The 16,738-nt window shown below is 37.6% G+C and carries 14 protein-coding genes and 2 tRNA genes; 4 read left to right on the top strand and 12 right to left on the bottom strand.

Annotated features, from left to right (window positions below; all coding sequences use genetic code 11):
* Positions 1 to 3 precede the first annotated feature (3 nt).
* Positions 4 to 1,086, bottom strand: coding sequence for a mannose-1-phosphate guanylyltransferase (locus BUL40_RS15190; RefSeq protein WP_080319926.1), 1,083 nt, complete (start codon positions 1,084 to 1,086; stop codon positions 4 to 6).
* 11 nt (positions 1,087 to 1,097) lie between these two features.
* The gene (locus BUL40_RS15185; protein ID WP_080319925.1) at positions 1,098 to 1,703 is read right to left on the bottom strand and encodes a SprT-like domain-containing protein; all 606 of its coding nucleotides are present in this window, start codon (positions 1,701 to 1,703) and stop codon (positions 1,098 to 1,100) included.
* A 96-nt stretch (positions 1,704 to 1,799) separates the two neighbouring features.
* On the opposite strand from BUL40_RS15185, the gene BUL40_RS15180 reads away from it, so the two are divergent.
* Both BUL40_RS15180 and BUL40_RS15175 read left to right on the top strand, forming a co-directional pair.
* Positions 1,800 to 2,648 (top strand): metallophosphoesterase, encoded by an 849-nt coding sequence (locus BUL40_RS15180; RefSeq protein ID WP_080319924.1) that lies wholly within the window; start codon positions 1,800 to 1,802, stop codon positions 2,646 to 2,648.
* 72 nt (positions 2,649 to 2,720) lie between these two features.
* Positions 2,721 to 5,123: a GH116 family glycosyl hydrolase gene (locus BUL40_RS15175; RefSeq protein ID WP_080319923.1), complete on the top strand. Its 2,403-nt coding sequence runs from the start codon at positions 2,721 to 2,723 to the stop codon at positions 5,121 to 5,123.
* Between the two features lies 1 nt (position 5,124).
* Here BUL40_RS15175 and BUL40_RS15170 read toward each other — a convergent pair whose 3' ends face one another.
* From BUL40_RS15170 to porV, 6 genes are all read right to left on the bottom strand, one after another.
* A complete protein-coding gene (locus BUL40_RS15170) occupies positions 5,125 to 5,805 on the bottom strand; it encodes an SDR family NAD(P)-dependent oxidoreductase (protein ID WP_080319922.1) in 681 nt (226 codons plus the stop codon).
* On the bottom strand, positions 5,805 to 6,857 hold the full coding sequence (locus tag BUL40_RS15165) for a M28 family metallopeptidase (protein WP_080319921.1): 1,053 nt from the start codon (positions 6,855 to 6,857) through the stop codon (positions 5,805 to 5,807). The genes BUL40_RS15170 and BUL40_RS15165 overlap by 1 nt, the downstream gene beginning before the upstream one ends.
* Before the next feature lie 79 nt (positions 6,858 to 6,936).
* On the bottom strand, positions 6,937 to 8,589 hold the full coding sequence (locus BUL40_RS15160) for a pyruvate dehydrogenase complex dihydrolipoamide acetyltransferase (RefSeq protein WP_080319920.1): 1,653 nt from the start codon (positions 8,587 to 8,589) through the stop codon (positions 6,937 to 6,939).
* Positions 8,590 to 8,593: 4 nt separating this feature from the next.
* Entirely contained in the window at positions 8,594 to 9,592 is a 999-nt protein-coding gene (pdhA, locus tag BUL40_RS15155) for a pyruvate dehydrogenase (acetyl-transferring) E1 component subunit alpha (RefSeq protein WP_010519331.1), read from the bottom strand.
* Positions 9,593 to 9,673: 81 nt separating this feature from the next.
* Positions 9,674 to 10,165, bottom strand: a complete 492-nt coding sequence (locus BUL40_RS15150) for a cytidine deaminase (protein WP_080319919.1) — start codon at positions 10,163 to 10,165, stop codon at positions 9,674 to 9,676.
* 76 nt (positions 10,166 to 10,241) lie between these two features.
* Positions 10,242 to 11,387 (bottom strand): type IX secretion system outer membrane channel protein PorV, encoded by a 1,146-nt coding sequence (gene porV, locus BUL40_RS15145; protein WP_080319960.1) that lies wholly within the window; start codon positions 11,385 to 11,387, stop codon positions 10,242 to 10,244.
* Between the two features lie 328 nt (positions 11,388 to 11,715).
* On the opposite strand from porV, the gene gldJ reads away from it, so the two are divergent.
* The gene (gene gldJ / locus BUL40_RS15140) at positions 11,716 to 13,368 is read left to right on the top strand and encodes a gliding motility lipoprotein GldJ (RefSeq protein ID WP_010519328.1); all 1,653 of its coding nucleotides are present in this window, start codon (positions 11,716 to 11,718) and stop codon (positions 13,366 to 13,368) included.
* 67 nt (positions 13,369 to 13,435) lie between these two features.
* The gene (locus BUL40_RS15135; RefSeq protein ID WP_080319918.1) at positions 13,436 to 14,710 is read left to right on the top strand and encodes a UDP-N-acetylmuramoyl-tripeptide--D-alanyl-D-alanine ligase; all 1,275 of its coding nucleotides are present in this window, start codon (positions 13,436 to 13,438) and stop codon (positions 14,708 to 14,710) included.
* 120 nt (positions 14,711 to 14,830) lie between these two features.
* Here BUL40_RS15135 and BUL40_RS15130 read toward each other — a convergent pair whose 3' ends face one another.
* From BUL40_RS15130 to BUL40_RS15115, 4 genes are all read right to left on the bottom strand, one after another.
* Positions 14,831 to 15,790: a hypothetical protein gene (locus BUL40_RS15130; protein ID WP_080319917.1), complete on the bottom strand. Its 960-nt coding sequence runs from the start codon at positions 15,788 to 15,790 to the stop codon at positions 14,831 to 14,833.
* A gap of 200 nt (positions 15,791 to 15,990) precedes the next feature.
* Positions 15,991 to 16,068 (bottom strand) — tRNA-Val (locus BUL40_RS15125).
* A gap of 21 nt (positions 16,069 to 16,089) precedes the next feature.
* Positions 16,090 to 16,500, bottom strand: coding sequence for a 6-carboxytetrahydropterin synthase (locus BUL40_RS15120; RefSeq protein ID WP_080319916.1), 411 nt, complete (start codon positions 16,498 to 16,500; stop codon positions 16,090 to 16,092).
* Between the two features lie 127 nt (positions 16,501 to 16,627).
* A tRNA-Val gene (locus tag BUL40_RS15115) sits at positions 16,628 to 16,702 on the bottom strand.
* Between the last annotated feature and the right edge of the window lie 36 nt (positions 16,703 to 16,738).

The raw sequence follows: 16,738 nt of genomic DNA, 5'->3' as shown, positions 1-16,738 counted from the left end.
ATATTATGCAAATTGATCACCAAAGGTATCACTTACCTGGTTACGAACTGATTTTATGTCTTGTTGTTTTGATTTTGGATAAATCAATAATACATCGTCTTTATCTACAATAATGTAATCCTCTAATCCATCTACCACAACAATTTTACCTTTTTTGGCGCTAATCATATTTCCTTTAGCATCCTCAAGAACTGTTCCTGCATTTACTACGGCATTTTCAGATGCATCTTTATCCAATTTATCATAAAGTGCGCCCCAAGTACCTAAATCGTTCCAATCAAAAGTTGCTGGCAAAGTGTATATGGTTTCCGCTCTTTCTAAAATAGCATAATCAATAGAAATATTTTCTGCTTTAGGGTAATTTTCCGCTATAAAAGCCTGTTCCTCATTGGTATTATAACAAGACATTCCTTTTTCAAACAAATCATACTGTTCTGATTGGTGCTTTTTAAATGCAGTTACAATAGTGCTAACACTCCACATAAATATACCCGCGTTCCATAGAAAATTGCCTTGTTCCAAAAATGATTTGGCCGTTTCTAAATCTGGTTTTTCCCTAAATTGGGTAACCGGTTTTAAAGATGTGGTTGCTGCTTTTTCAAACTCAATATATCCAAAACCAGTATTAGGAAAGGTTGGCTGTATACCCAAGGTACAAAGCGCAGCCTCTTCTTCACATTTAGTAAAACAAGCTTTTACATCTTTTTCAAATGCCGCTTCGTCTTCTATCCAATGATCACTTGGCGCTACGATCATAACCGCATCCGGATTCATTTTTTGAATTTTTAAAGAGGCATAAAGTATACACGGGGCTGTATTACGCATGGCCGGCTCAAGTACAACTTGCTCTTGTTTTACGGCCGGTAATTGTTCTAGCACTAAATCATTGTATCGTTCATTAGTAAGAATCAAAATATTCTCTGTTGGAATAAATTTGTTTAAACGGGCAAACGTTTTCTGGATTAGGGTTTCTCCCGTACCCAACATATCATGAAACTGTTTTGGGTTGTTTGTGGTGCTAACTGGCCAAAATCTAGAGCCTACGCCCCCTGCCATTAGTACCGCGTAATAGTTTTTATTGCTCATATGTGTTTTTTTTAATCGTTTATCAATTCTACTTCAGCATTGGGCTGAAAAAGATATAACCTGCCTGTTGCCACTTCAAGGCATTCATAGCGTTTGATTCGTTTATTTCCCTTTTTAAAAATTTTGCCATTGTATATCCTAAATATACTTCCATATGGCAATTCAAAAACGTAAGAATTTTCTTTATGTTGTGTTCCTCCGTAGGCTTTCAAAGCAAGTGCCAGTTGCGTATCTGTACTGCTACTTGCCTTAGGATTCTTAAAATGATTAGCAATAACAGGCAACAATTTAGATGGAAAAATTTCTGGTCGTATAAAAGGAACCATTAATATCTTGAATGTTTTTTTCCACTCTTGACCATGCGGCTTTATGTACTTACCATATTTTTGAAAAGCCACCAAATGGGCAATTTCATGTATTAAAGTTATCAAGAATTGGTATTTATTACTAGTAGCGTTCATAGTTATTAAATGCTCACCAGTGGGTAAACGCCTGTAATCTCCATGTCTGGTAACCCGTTTGTTCACTATTTTAAGGTGAACAGCATATTCCTTTATTAGCTCAAAACAGGGAGCAACAGCCCTTTCCGGTAAGTACTTAGCCAATACTTGATTCATATTTCAAAAATAGACAATCCAAAAGCATTAAATAATCTAGCATACATAAAATAATCAGAACTTTACATTCGTTTGGATTGTAGTTTAAAAACAAAAATGGGTAACCCAATTTGGAATAGACGTAGATTTATAAAAGGAGCTGCCGCGTTAAGTGGCTCTGGCTTGCTAATGGGGCTATATAGCTGGCAAATAGAACCACATTGGCTAGAGTTTGTACACTTGAAAATGCCTATAAAAAATCTACCCAACAACCTTAAAGGAAAAAAGCTCATGCAACTGAGCGATATACACGTAGGACCTTTGGTTGACCAAAAGTTTCTACTCAATGCCATGGAATTGGCCAAAAGAGAGCGCCCAGATTATGTGGTGTATACAGGAGACTTTATTCACTTTGAAAACTACAGCACTTTTGATCAATTGGAAGCGGTAATGGATTTGGCTCCAAAGGGAACACTAGGTACGTATGCCATTTTAGGCAATCATGATTATGGAGAAGAATGGCTAGATGATACTATTGCTACAAAAATCATAGAAATTTTAGCAGCCAATAAGATTACGGTTTTAAGAAATGAAATTGCAGAAAATAATGGTTTAACCTTTATAGGATTAGATGATTATTGGGGCACCAATTTTGCTCCTGATAGGGCTATGGAAAATTACCAACCGAATAAACCTACGGTTGTTTTGTGCCACAACCCAGATGTTTGTGACTTAAATGTATGGAACAATTACAAAGGTTGGATTTTATCTGGCCATACCCATGGTGGCCAATGTAAACCTCCCTTTTTAAAACCACCCATTCTACCGGTTCAAAATCCTAACTATGATGCCGGAATCAAAGATTTACAAGATGGTAGAACCTTATATATAAATAGGGCCCTGGGCCATTTATACCAAATACGTTTTAACGTAAGACCAGAAATTACCATTTTTACACTGTCTTAATCAAAAACCTTTTCGTTGGTTTTTGATTAAAACTATTTACATAAATCGGTAACTTTAGATAAAACTGAATTTATGTTGCAAAACCTATCTGCATCTTTTCTACTATTCTGCCTTTTTCTTTCCTGTACCAATACCAATAAAAATGAAACAGTTTTACAACAACCTTTTGATGAAATTGGAATAGAAGGAAAACCGGAATATTTAAATTCACCATTTGTAACCGCTGGCAATCGCACGTATTTGGTTGGCCATCAAAACGGCAGTTTCCCAGAATTAGGTTGGCACATTAAAGGAGAAATGGGAGGATTATGGAACCATCCCATTAAATTGGCAGATGGTTTTGAGATAATAGCCAAGGTAAATGGCCATGAGCAAAACCTAAACAATGCAGAGCGTTTTGTTAACTATCCTTTTTACAACGAGCATTTATTTAAGTGGACCAAGGAAAACCTGAAGTTTAAAAGAAAACAATTTGTACCCGATGATATTGAAGGTTTAGTAGTAATCCTGGAAATTGAAAACACCAGCCTGGATAAGCAGAATATAGAATTGAACTTTAACACCCAATCAGATTTACGGCCCACCTGGTTAGGTGAACGCACCAATATGCAAGACGGTAACGATGTTGCAATTTACAACCAAGATATAGATGGTTTTATAATTAAAGACGATAAAAATGCTTGGTTCTTAACCGTTAATAGTGATTTGAAATCAACAACCAATTCAATAACGCAAAACACCTATTCCGGTAAGGGTGCTAATTTTAGTTTATCCTATCAAGTTCCATTAGAACCATTGGAAAAAAAGGAAGTGCATTTTTTTCTTGCTGGCTCCTATACACACAAAAAAAATGCAATAACAACTTTAGATTCCCTTGAAACTAATTGGAAAAAGTTCTTTACAATCAAACAAAATAGGTATCAAAAGTTAGCTAGCCAATCCAAATTAAGCATCCCAGATACCAGTCTGCAAAAAACGTTTGAATGGTTAAAATATAATTGTGATTGGCTGGTAAGGACCGTTCCAGAAATTGGCAGTGGTATTACCGCTGGTATTCCAGACTATCCTTGGTGGTTTGGCGTGGATAGCGAATATGCCTTACAAGGCTACATGGCCATTGGCCAAAAAGATGCTGTTTATAACACCATAAAGTTATTAGACAGCGTTTCTAGGGAGACTAACAACAACGGCAAAATAATACATGAAATGTCTACCAACGGAGCCGTTTTTAACCCTGGAAATATTAACGAAACTCCACAGTTTGCCACATTAATATGGCGAATTTATCAATGGAACGGCGATAAGGAATTCTTAATCAAATACTTTCCAACGGTACAAAAAGGATTACAGTGGTTATTAGAGGAAAATGATTTAAATAATAATGGCTTTCCGGAAGGCTTTGGCATGATGGAAATTCATGGGCTAGATAGTGAAATGATAGATGTTGCTGCTTACACCCAGCAAGCTTTTACGGCAGCTGCAAAAATGGCAAAAGAACTAAATAAACCAGAATTGGCAGTGCTGTACGAACAAAAAGCCCAATCCTTAAAAGATAAAATAAACAACGAATTCTGGTCCGATGAATTTAATAGTTATGCAGATTTTATTGGCACCGATATGCAAGCGCAGCATTTAATTGAAGATGCCATTGTGAGAGCTGATACGCTAAATAAACCTTGGTCTGTAAAAGAACTTCAAAGTTTATCAGAATACATAAAGGACCATCCTTCTAAAAAGGCCAGACCTTTTGTTCTACACCACAATTGGGTGGTTAACACCCCTATGGAAGTTGGTCTAGCAGATAGCACTAAGGCCTTAAAAGCACTGGAAACAGCTAAAAAATATAGAAATCCTTTTGGCATGTTTGTAACGGGTATAGATAGGGACAATTCTGCCGGTGCCAACGAAAATAATTTTGTGCCGCCAAAATTGTTTTCCTATACTGGAGCGGTGATGACATTGCCAACCGGTGTACAAGCTATTGCCGAAAACAATTATGGAAGGGCAGATAATGCTTTAGATTATCTAAAAAGAATGACAAGAACATTTAGTTATGCTTTACCGGGCAGCATGTACGAAGTATCTCCTGATTATGGAATGATTGTGCAAGCGTGGAATATTTACAGTTTTGCCTACCCAATTGTGCATCAATTTTTTGGTGTAAAACCGCAGGCGCAAAATAAACAAGTACTAATACAACCTCAAATGCCAAGCGCTTGGAATAATGCATCATTGGAACAGATAGTAATGGGCGATGGCGCCAATGAGGTTTCAGTTTACTACGAAAAAAAAGATAATCAAGTAACGGTTAGGGTAACCCAGACAAACCCGGAGTGGGAAATTGTACTATTCCCCTCAAATAAAATGGAAACAATTGACAAAATGTCCAAGCACTCCAAATGGGACAAAACTAAAAAAAGACTAACCTCAAATGAAAAAGAAGTTTGCCTTACCTATACTGAGAAACAATTATAACCTAAGGAGTACTACTGCTTACCTGTAATACTTTGCCGTTGTAATATTTATGGCCATTTAGGGAAAATTCCAATACATAGTCCGCCATTTCCATTGCAGACAAAGGTGCTTTATAACCCGGAAAAGCCTCTTCTAGCATTTCGGTTTGTACGGCACCCAAAGCCAACACGTTAAACGCTGGACCAGAATCCTTGTATTCTTCGGCCAATAATTCAGAAAGGGTTATTACTGCTCCTTTACTACTGCTATAAGCTGCTAAACCAGGGAATTTCATACTACCCTGAATACCTCCCATAGAACTGATAGTAACAACATGGCCCTTGGAGTCCATTTTTGGTAGAACTATTTTTATCATTTCGGCAACCCCAAAAACATTTACCCGATATACCTTTTCAAAATCTTGCCAGCTCAATTCCTCAAATGGCTTGTTTATAAGACAACCTGCATTGTTTATAAGAACGTCAACTCGCTCCCAATCATTAATAAAATTGGTAACTTTTTTATAGTCATCGGCAGCATTCAAATCAAATTGAAAAGTAGCAATATTTGAATGCCCTAAATCCAAAATTGGCCTTGGGTTACGGGATAACGCCAACACCTTGTGACCGTTATCTGCATATAACTTGGCCAATTCCAATCCTATGCCCCTACTTGTTCCTGTTATTACAATATTCTTAGACATTAATCTTTGGTCATTTTTAATTCTTCTTTAGCTCCATTGGCAATACCTTCTACCACCGGTGTTAGCCTATTTATCATTTTACTCATATGGGACATATCCATCAAAGCTACTTCATCGCCAGGCTTGTGATAAAAATCAAAATTTGTAAAATCGAACGTGCAGTAAGTGTGGCTTGGCACTTTAAATTCGGTATAAAAGGGATAATTATCCGATCTTCCAAAAAGACCATACTTTTTTGCAGTAGGTAAATAACCAATTAAATTTCCCCCTGCATAGGCATTACTCACCTCTGCCAAATTACTTTTTTCAAACCCCGTAATATAGAGATCATAAGGTTTGTCTTGAAGTGCAACTCCTATCATTTCAAAATTTAACATGGCATATAAATTTATATTCTCCCTTTTCATTCTCTTGGCCAAATGTTCAGAACCTAGCAGCCCCTTCTCTTCTGCACTGAAAAGTGCAAAAACTAGTGTACGTTTATTGGTTTTATTCTTACCAAAGTACTTTGCCATTTCCAAAACCGCCGTAGTACCAGAAGCATTATCATTGGCCCCGTTTGCAATTGCATCGCCCTTAACTGCATTTGCCCTTCCAATATGATCATAATGTGCTCCAATTATAACTACTTCATCTTTTAGGCCAGCATCATTACCTGGCACCACACCAACCACGTTAAAAGCAGGATCTTTATAGTTAGACAGTGTATCACGGTAGCTTTGATAATAGGGAGCAACACCATTAACCTTAAAATGATTCTCTATATATAGCGCGGCCTTTTCTATTCCTTCAGAGCCGGTATCCCTACCTTCCAATTCGTCCGATGCTAAAAAACCTATAATCTTGCTTACTTCTGCTTCTGACGTAACCGTATACGTTTTCAATGGACCGGACGCCATTGATTCTGGATTTGCTTTTAATCCTTCTGGACCATCCTTTACAACAGCATCGCTTGAATTATTGTTGCTATTGTCTGGATTGGTAACTACTAGTTTTGGGGTTCCGCAAGCTAGAACACCCAATGATGCAAATACTATAATTATTTTTTTCATGTGATTTATGCTAAAGTATAAAGATAAAAAAAGCACCCGCTACAGGGTGCTTTGTATATTAATTTATGCTGAACTAAAACTAGGCCAACATAGTAACTGGATTTTCAAGATATGCCCTTAATGTTTGTAAGAACTGTGCACCTGTAGCACCATCAACCGTTCTGTGATCACAGGCCAAAGTAACTTTCATAGTGCTTCCAGGAACTACCGCACCATTTTTTACAACCGGCTTTTCTACAATTGCACCCACACTCAATATTGCTGAATTTGGCTGATTAATTATAGAAGTAAATTCCTGTATTCCAAACATACCCAAGTTTGAAACGGTAAAGGTACTACCCTCCATTTCGTTTGGTTTTATTTTCTTATCCCTAGCTCTACCAGCCAAATCCCTAACCGATGCACCTATTTGTGTAAGGCTCATCTGATCTGAAAATTTAAGGACCGGTACAACTAAACCTTCATCTACAGCTACAGCAACACCCATGTGAACATGATGGTTGTAGATTGTTGTATCTCCATTCCAAGAGGTGTTCACCTGTGGATGCTTCTTCAATGCCATGGAACAAGCTTTAAGAACCATATCATTAAAAGATACCTTGGTATCTGGCAGACTATTTATTTGTGCCCTAGACGCCTTGGCATTGTCCATATCTACCTCAATAGTTAAGTAATAATGTGGCGCCGTAAATTTAGACTCTCCCAAACGTTTAGCAATAACCTTGCGCATGGTAGAGTTTTTAACCTCTTCTTTATGCTCTTCTCCTACTGGCAAATTCATAGGTGCTGGAGTAGCCACACTGCCGCTTGCAGTTTCTACCTTATCACTTGAAGACGCTGCTTGCGAACTGGGTGTAAAGTTTTCCACATCTTTTCTTACGATACGACCATTGTCTCCAGACCCCTTGATTTGTGCTAAATCTATACCTTTATCTTTGGCAATTTTTTTAGCGAGTGGAGAAGCAAAAATACGACCACCATTAGACGTGTTTTCTACCGCTACTGAAGTTGAAGCTGCATTTTCTTCTTTTGCAGCCTCCTCCTTTTTAGGGGTTTCACTTTTAGACGCGGAACTTTCTGTTTTAGGTTTAGCATTTAGAATAGCATCTACATTGGTTCCTTCAGGACCAATAATTGCCAAAAGTGAGTCTACGGGAGCACCTTCTCCTTCCTGGATACCTATATGTAACAACGTTCCAGAGTAGAAAGATTCAAACTCCATTGTTGCTTTATCGGTCTCAATTTCAGCAAGTATATCTCCTTCTTCAACAGCATCTCCCACTTTCTTTAACCAAGATGCAACCGTCCCCTCTTCCATGGTATCGCTCAACCTTGGCATCGTAATAATCTCTACGCCTTCTGGAACTTCAGCAGAAGGTGTGGTTGCCTCATCATTATTATCCGCTGAACCTTCTTCAGCAGCAGCTGCTTCCTTTTCATTAGATGATGAAGTAGTAGTGGTACCACCGTTTAGTAACGCGGAAATGTCCTCACCTTCTTCACCTATGATGGCCAACAATGAATCTACTGGAGCACCATCACCTTCTTGGATACCAATATGTAGCAAAGTACCCTCGTAAAAAGATTCGAACTCCATAGTGGCTTTGTCGGTCTCAATTTCGGCCAAAATATCCCCTTCTTCAACCTTATCTCCTACTTGTTTTAACCATTTAGCGACTGTACCTTCTTCCATGGTATCGCTTAATCTAGGCATATTGATTACTTCGGCCATTTGCTTATAATTTATGTTTTAAGAATGGATAATCTTCTTGTTCGTAAACTGTATCGTATAATTGGCTCAACGGAGGAAAATCTGACTCGTCCGCGAATTTTTCACATTCGCTAACCAAAGCTTTAACGCGCTTGTCTATGGCCTTGATTTCGTCCTCAGACGCATATTTCTTTTCTAAAATCACATCCTTAACCTGAGTAATAGGATCAATCTTCTTGTATTCTTCTACTTCCTCTTTAGTTCTGTAGTGCTGTGCATCTGACATTGAATGTCCTCTATATCTATAGGTCTTCATTTCCAAGAAAGTTGGTCCACCACCACTCCTTGCTCTTTCTACAGCTTTAGAAACTTCTTTGGCTACGGTTGCCGGGTCCATACCATCTACAGGCCCACAAGGCATCTCATATCCTAAACCAAGTTTCCAAATATCTGTTGAATAAGAGGTTCTAGCTACAGAAGTACCCATGGCATATCCATTGTTCTCACAAATAAATACCACTGGCAATTGCCACAACATAGCCAAGTTAAAAGCCTCGTGCAAAGAGCCCTGTCTTACGGCCCCATCTCCCATGTAACAAAGGGTTACTGCATCTCTCTTGAAATATTTGTCTGCAAATGCTAGACCAGCTCCCAATGGAATTTGGCCACCAACAATACCATGACCTCCATAAAAGCGGTGTTCTTTAGAGAAAATGTGCATGGAACCACCGTTACCTTTGGAGGTACCGGTAACCTTACCATATAGCTCTGCCATTACTTTTTTGGGATCAACACCCATACCAATTGGCTGAACGTGGTTACGGTATGCGGTTATCATTTTATCCTTGGTTAAATCCATGGCATGTAATGAACCGGCCAATACCGCTTCTTGACCATTATATAGGTGCAAGAAACCTCTAACTTTTTGTTGAATATAGACTGCGGCAAGTTTATCCTCGAACTTGCGCCAGAAAAGCATGTCTTCGTACCACTTTAGGTATACCTCTTTTGTGATTTTTTCCATCAATATGCATTGTTTGATACAGCGCTCTCCGTGAGCGGGAAACAAAAATACATATATATCTGTTTTTGGGAAAAATTTGGATTAATAATCGCCCAAAAAAGAATCATCAAATGATATGGGCATAATATTCTGTAGTGAATTACTTTTTAAAATAACTCCCTCATCGCCTTGCATAATTAAAAAGATGGGGGTTTGCTGTTTTACCTCGTACTCCATTATGGATTGCCTACAATTACCACAAGGACCAACCGGACGGTCAACTTTATGCAATTTAGAACCGGCACTTATAGCTATACCCAATATTTTTTTTCCTGGATAATTGGCAGCAGCAGCATAAAGCGCAACCCGCTCAGCGCACAGTCCAGAGGGATAACAAGCGTTTTCTTGATTATTACCCAACACCACTTCACCACCTTCCAATAGAACGGCCGCCCCTACATTAAATTTAGAATATGGGGCATAAGAATTCTTACGAGCAGTAATGGCACTGGATAACAAATCGGCCTCATTGGCCGGCAATTTTGAGGAAGTATCATACTCTTCCAATTCACATACTACCGTTCTTTTTTTCATTCGATTTTCACTTAAATAGAGCTCTAAAATAAAAAACCCCGGACAATGCCGGGGTATCTTTTTAACATCTTTTTTATTAATCGTTATAGAATTCTTCACCCAAATTGAATGTCAACGAAAAGCGTAGGGTATTCTCTAGAGGACTCTTAACTTGGGAGGTGGAAAATAAATACGACAAATCCACCTGTGCCGCTTTAAACTTAAAACCTGCACCTAAAGTTAAAAAACGTCTTGCCCCCTTATTTTCGTTCTCATTAAAATATCCCGTCCTTAGCATAAAAGCGTCTTGGTAACGATATTCTGCCCCAAAGGCAATGGTGGTTTCCTGTAATTCTTCTTTAAATCCGTCTGGCGCGTCTCCAAAAGATTCAAATACCCCACTAAAAAAACCTATTTGCTCATATTCATCAGTGTCCGATTGATCTATTACTCCATCACCATTAAAATCGCGAGGAGTTGGCACCAATAACTTGTTAAATTCAGTATATAAACCCAATACGTTGTCTTGGTCAAAAATAAAATCAAAACCGCCACCAAACTTTAAATTAGTTGGTAAAAAGTTTTCCTGACCACCTTCATCGTATTGCAATTTTCCTCCAAGGTTAGAGATATTAAAACCAGCTCTCCAACGGCCATCAAAAGAGTTGTAGGCAATTTCCCTAGAACGGTAAAAACCCGAAACGTCTACAGCAAATGCATTTGCAGCCTGAGAATCTTGCCCCGACTGTTGAAAACGTAAATTAGAACTGATAAAACGCCCACCAACGGCCATGGAAAAAGTTTCGCTTAATTTTAGCGCATAGGTACCATCCAATGCGAACTCATTTGGCTTTACCAGAGTTCCTTCATCGCTTTGATTCTGTCTCAATTCTATTTCACCTAACCCAAAATACCTTAATCCAACGGCAAACGCACTTCTATCATTTAACTTGTTATAATAATTAGCGCTTAACAAAGAAATATCGTTTACAATGCTTTCCAAATAGGGAGTATAACTTACACCTATTCCCATTTTTCTTTCGGCAAAGGCGTATTTAGAGGGGTTCCATTGTTGTGAAAAAGCATCTACAGAAGTTGCAACCCCAATATCGCCCATACCAGATGCCCTAGCATCTGCCGCAATGGTTAAAAAAGGTACAGCAGTAGTAATGGTTCTGTCTTGTTCCTGAGCCACAACCTTGGTAATGCCTAGTACTAAGGCGAATAATATGATTCTTTTCATTTTAGTGTGTACTATTAATAGTGTTTGAAAAGTCTTAAAAATTTGATCTTTTCTAAAAAATTTTAGACGTATTACGTATAAACGGGTTTTTAGTACAAATCTTATATGAACCATTAACATTTATTAAAAAAAAAAGGAATACGAATAATTTTAGCCTGTTTGCTTCGTTTATTGATTAGCGAACCAAGGAATGGATTGACAATTTAAATCTGTTAAAATGTAATAATGTTTCATTCTTTGCGTTCTATTTGCCGAAAGCGATTTTAAAATCAAATGAAACTAAAGTGTTGGTTACTGTAAACCAACTATTTGAACTCAAGTCTTAATTATGAAAAAATACTTAAAAGTTGCACTTTCTTCTGCATTGGTCATTGGAAGTTTGTCCAGTTGTAAAAATTCTTCTGGGTCCAAAAATGTATCCAGGGCCACTGGCTGGAATATCAATGGAAAAGAAGGCGGTTTTCAGCACAATTCCGACTTTAAGGAACAAGAAACACCTCCAGGAACCGTTTTTATCGAAGGAGGAACTTTTACCAAGGGTCAAGTACAAGATGATGTGATGCACGATTGGAACAACAGACCAACACAGCAGCACGTGCAATCTTTCTATATGGATGAGACCGAGGTTACCAATAAAATGTACATGGAGTATTTGGATTACCTAAAAAAGGTTTATCCACCAGAAAACCCAATGTACGAGAATATATATAAAGGTGCCTTACCAGATACTTTGGTTTGGAGAAACCGCTTAGGTTTCAATGAAACCATGACCAATAGTTACTTAAGACACCCTGCTTATGCAGAATACCCTGTAGTTGGGGTAAATTGGGTACAAGCCACGCAGTACGCAGAATGGCGTACAGATCGTGTAAATGAAATTATGTTGGTACGTGAGGGCTATTTGGCAGAAGACGCAATGTATGGTGCACTTACAGGTGAGGTAGACGGAACATTTAGCACAGAGGCCTATCTTAACAATCCAGAATCTGTATATGGAGGCCAAATAGATTCATTACAAGGTAAAAAGAAAAAAGATTCTATAAACGCCTTTGCTAAGAGAAGTAGTGGAATTATAACTCCAGAGTACCGTTTACCAACAGAAACAGAATGGGAATATGCTGCACAAGCATTAATTGGAACTCGTGAGTACAACAACTACAGAGGTAGAAAAAAATATCCTTGGGAGGGAGATTACACTCGTAATGGACAACGTTTAGGTAGAGGTGATCAATTGGCCAACTTTAAACAAGGTAAAGGTGATTACGGCGGGATAGCCGGATGGTCAGACGACGGAGCAGACATTACCGCCCAGGTAAAATCATACAAGCCTAATGATTTTGGACTTTATGATATGGCAGGTAACGTTAGTGAATGGGTTGCAGATGTGTATCGTCCAATTGTTGATGACGAAATAAGCGATTTTAACTACTACCGTGGTAACATTTACATGAAAAAAGCTATTGGAGAAGATGGTAAAGTAAAAGTACTTAGAGATTCTATAGTATACGACACATTACCGAACGGAAAAATTGTTGCGCTTAATTTACCAGGTGAAATTAAAGAAGTTCCTGTTGGTGAGGAGGAAACTTATTTAAGAACCAATTTCTCATCTAGCGACAACAGAGGCTATAGAGATGGAGACCCAGGTTCTTCTAGGTTCTTTGACCGTTTTAGTGACGACGAAGAAGACCAACGTAAAATGTACGACTCTCCAAAGCACAAGGTAGAAAGAGATTCTACAGGGAAATTAATAAGACAGTATGATACTTCTAATTATAGAACTTCCTTAATAAACGATGAAGTAAGAATATACAAAGGTGGTTCTTGGAGAGACAGAGCTTTCTGGTTAGATCCTGCTCAAAGAAGGTATTTACCACAGTATATGGCAACTGATGATATTGGCTTTAGATGTGCAATGTCAAGAGTTGGCTCTAAGTCTAAGTCTAAGAACAAGACCGTTAGACACAAAAAAGCGAAATAAGACTATTTAGTTTCAAAATAGAAAAGCCCTTGGTAAACACCAAGGGCTTTTTTTATATATTCGAGCCATGGAATTAGCGCATATACACCAGCACTTCTTAAGCTGCGATAGTGTTTCTACAGACACGAGAAAAATTACTCCCAACTGCCTATTTTTTGCTTTAAAAGGACCAAATTTTAACGGAAACACTTTTGCTGAACAAGCGTTGGCACAAGGAGCTAGTTTTGCCATTGTAGACGAAGTGACCTATAAAACTTCTGAAAAAACAATATTGGTAGACGATGTTCTTGAAACATTACAAAAACTAGCTATATATCATAGAAACTACTGTAAAACCAAAATTGTATCCCTTACGGGGAGTAATGGCAAAACCACAACAAAAGAATTAATACATGCGGTGCTTTCTACTACTTACAGTACCATTGCCACCCATGGCAACCTAAACAATCATATTGGCGTACCATTAACCTTGCTTAGACTAACTCCTGAAACGGAAATAGGCATTATAGAAATGGGAGCCAACCATCAAGGTGAAATAGCCTTTCTTTCCAATCTAGCACAACCTGATTTTGGTTACATCACTAATTTTGGAAAAGCCCATCTAGAAGGTTTTGGAGGTGTTGAGGGGGTAATCAAGGGCAAAAGTGAACTTTACAATTATTTACAAGAACACGATAAACATATTTTCTTGAATGCTGACGACCCAATACAATTAGAAAAATTGTCCGGATATGTAAAGAAGATTGGTTTTAGCCAAAATCAGCAAAACTATTACCAAATTAAATTACTAGACACCAACCCTAATGTTAGATTACAATTTGAAGAGGTCACGGTACAAACACAGCTAATAGGCACCTACAATTTTACCAATTGTTGTGCTGCTATAACTATAGGCAAGTATTTTAACGTTCCTAAGGAAAAAATTAAAACCGCGTTGGAAAACTATAAGCCTAAAAACAATCGTTCTCAAGTTCTAGAGAAAAATGGATACAAAATTATTCTAGATGCCTACAACGCCAACCCTACAAGTACAAGCGCGGCACTATCCAGTTTTGCTGCATTAAAAGGAATGAAAAAGATTGCCTTTTTGGGTGATATGTTCGAGGTGGGACCAACCGCTAAAGAAGAACATCAATCTATAGCGGATTATTTGGACTCCCTTGGACTTGAGCATGCTTACTTAGTGGGCGAAAACTACTATCAAGTCAAAACTACAGCTTACAAATTCAGAAATTTTAATGAGCTTAAAACATACTTAGAAGTAAATCCTATTCCCAAAGGTACCCTATTGATCAAAGGATCCAGAGGTATGGCCATGGAACGCATTTTAGACTTCCTTTAAGTACATATCAATTAGACATGTAGAACCAAAATACCGCTAAAGAAATTTATTCTTTACCCATTTTTGCTATTGCCAATAATTGCAGTTAAATAAATAGCTATTACTGAGGACTAAACTTTACTAGTTGTAGGATACAAAGTAGCGTATCAAAAAAACGATAAGAATGCTTACAATTAAACCTGTTATCACCTTAAACAAGTCGTTTCGTACCATCACAGTTACACCTTTAATATTGGAACGGTTAAGCAGATAACTTATAGCTAACTCCCTACCTGCCAACAAACCTATAAAAGTCCATGTTGTACTCATTGGCACCGAATTTATATTTCCGTAGACGAACAACAATAATGCATACACTAAATCTATTAATGTAGCAGACCTTATATTTTGGGTATTGGTTTTCTTACTTACAACTTCTTGTATCTTTCCACCGCGCTGCTTAAAAATAAACGCCATTACAACCAATATAAAGGTTAGAGATAGAAAGAGTTCGTAGATGGAAAGTCTTCTTGGTAGAAACACAAAAATATTGGCAAAATCTTGAATTAACCATTGAGACCATAAGAAAGCAGTTGACACCCACTGACCAATTATCCAAAAATGACGCCCTTTACCATTCTGAATCTGCAGTACGGCAGTCTTACTTTCTATTTTCTTTGATATTATCACATACAAAATAAAGGCACTTACAAATGCAATAGCGTACCCATAAACTGATTTAAGAACAATTTTACCAATTAATTGTTGAGCAGAAAAAACACTTAAAATTATAAAAGTTGTACTTACCGGCACACCAATTCTAGTTAGTACCAAGAGCGCCAAAGGCGCCAATAAAAAAGACCAATGCCATTTTTCTGGTACAGGAATTTTGTCTAACCTATGATAGGAAACATCACCACCATTAAAATACCAGCTGTAAATTAACGTCAAGGTAAGGATCATACTGGCGAAACCCCAGAGTAAAGACCAATGATAATTCTTATTAGAAAGTATAAAAGTGCCTAATGTTTGTATAACATCATTTGCAATAACCGCATAACCTGCAAGTAGAAAGCCAATAAGCATAATGCTTATTTCCATAGTTAAATTTTGGCGGCAAATGACGTCTAAAAAACAATACAAATTTTAATTGCACCTGTAATTTTATAAGATTATTTGCAATATTAAAAACTTGTTTTACAGATAATTATATCGCTAATTTGAAAATTTCATATTAGCTTAATTGTATATTAACATTGAAAATTAAAAAACTCAGCAAGCTGCTATTAAAAAGGAAAGGATGGTGAAGTATACTGGATTCGAACCAGTGACCTCTGCCCTGTCAAGGCAGCGCTCTAAACCAACTGAGCTAATACTCCATTAAATCTAATTATTATCTACTACCAGTCTCCGTACTCGGCCGAATTTTTAGTGGTTTCATGCAACGTAATATGGAGTAGTGGATCACCTGCCAACTTTGGTTTTAAAATATCATAAATTACCTTTACAAAATTCTCTGTAGAAGGTAGAATTTCTGCAAACTCAGGACAATCTACATTTAGGTTTTTATGATCAAAGCGTTCTTCTATTTCATTCTTAATTAAACTTCCTAAAACTGCCAAATCCATTACAAATCCAGTATCTGGATTAACTTCTCCACGAATTCGCACCTCTAAATCAAAATTATGACCATGATAATGCGGACTGTTGCATTTACCAAAAACCTCAATATTCTTTTCATCACTCCACTTAGGGTTATGCAAACGGTGTGCTGCATTAAAATGAGCCTTTCTACAAATGGTGGCAATCATGGGTACTTTTTTTAAGTTAGCAAAGATAGTTTAGTTGTTTTTAACTAGCCAAGTTTAGCAATACCTAATTCAAGTGGTAAAAACCTTATAAAATAAAAAAGTCTCCTATTTAAGGAGACTTTTTCTGTGGGCGCGAAGGGATTCGAACCCCTGACCCCCTGGGTGTAAACCAGGTGCTCTGAACCAACTGAGCTACGCGCCCGTGTCATTTTCGGAGTGCAAATATAGAAGCTAATTT

The sequence above is a fragment of the Croceivirga radicis genome (assembly GCF_002072105.2).
Classification (GTDB): Bacteria; Bacteroidota; Bacteroidia; order Flavobacteriales; family Flavobacteriaceae; genus Croceivirga; species Croceivirga radicis.
Note: the sequence above shows the minus strand (reverse complement) of the source record. Positions and strands in the feature narration are given on the sequence as shown.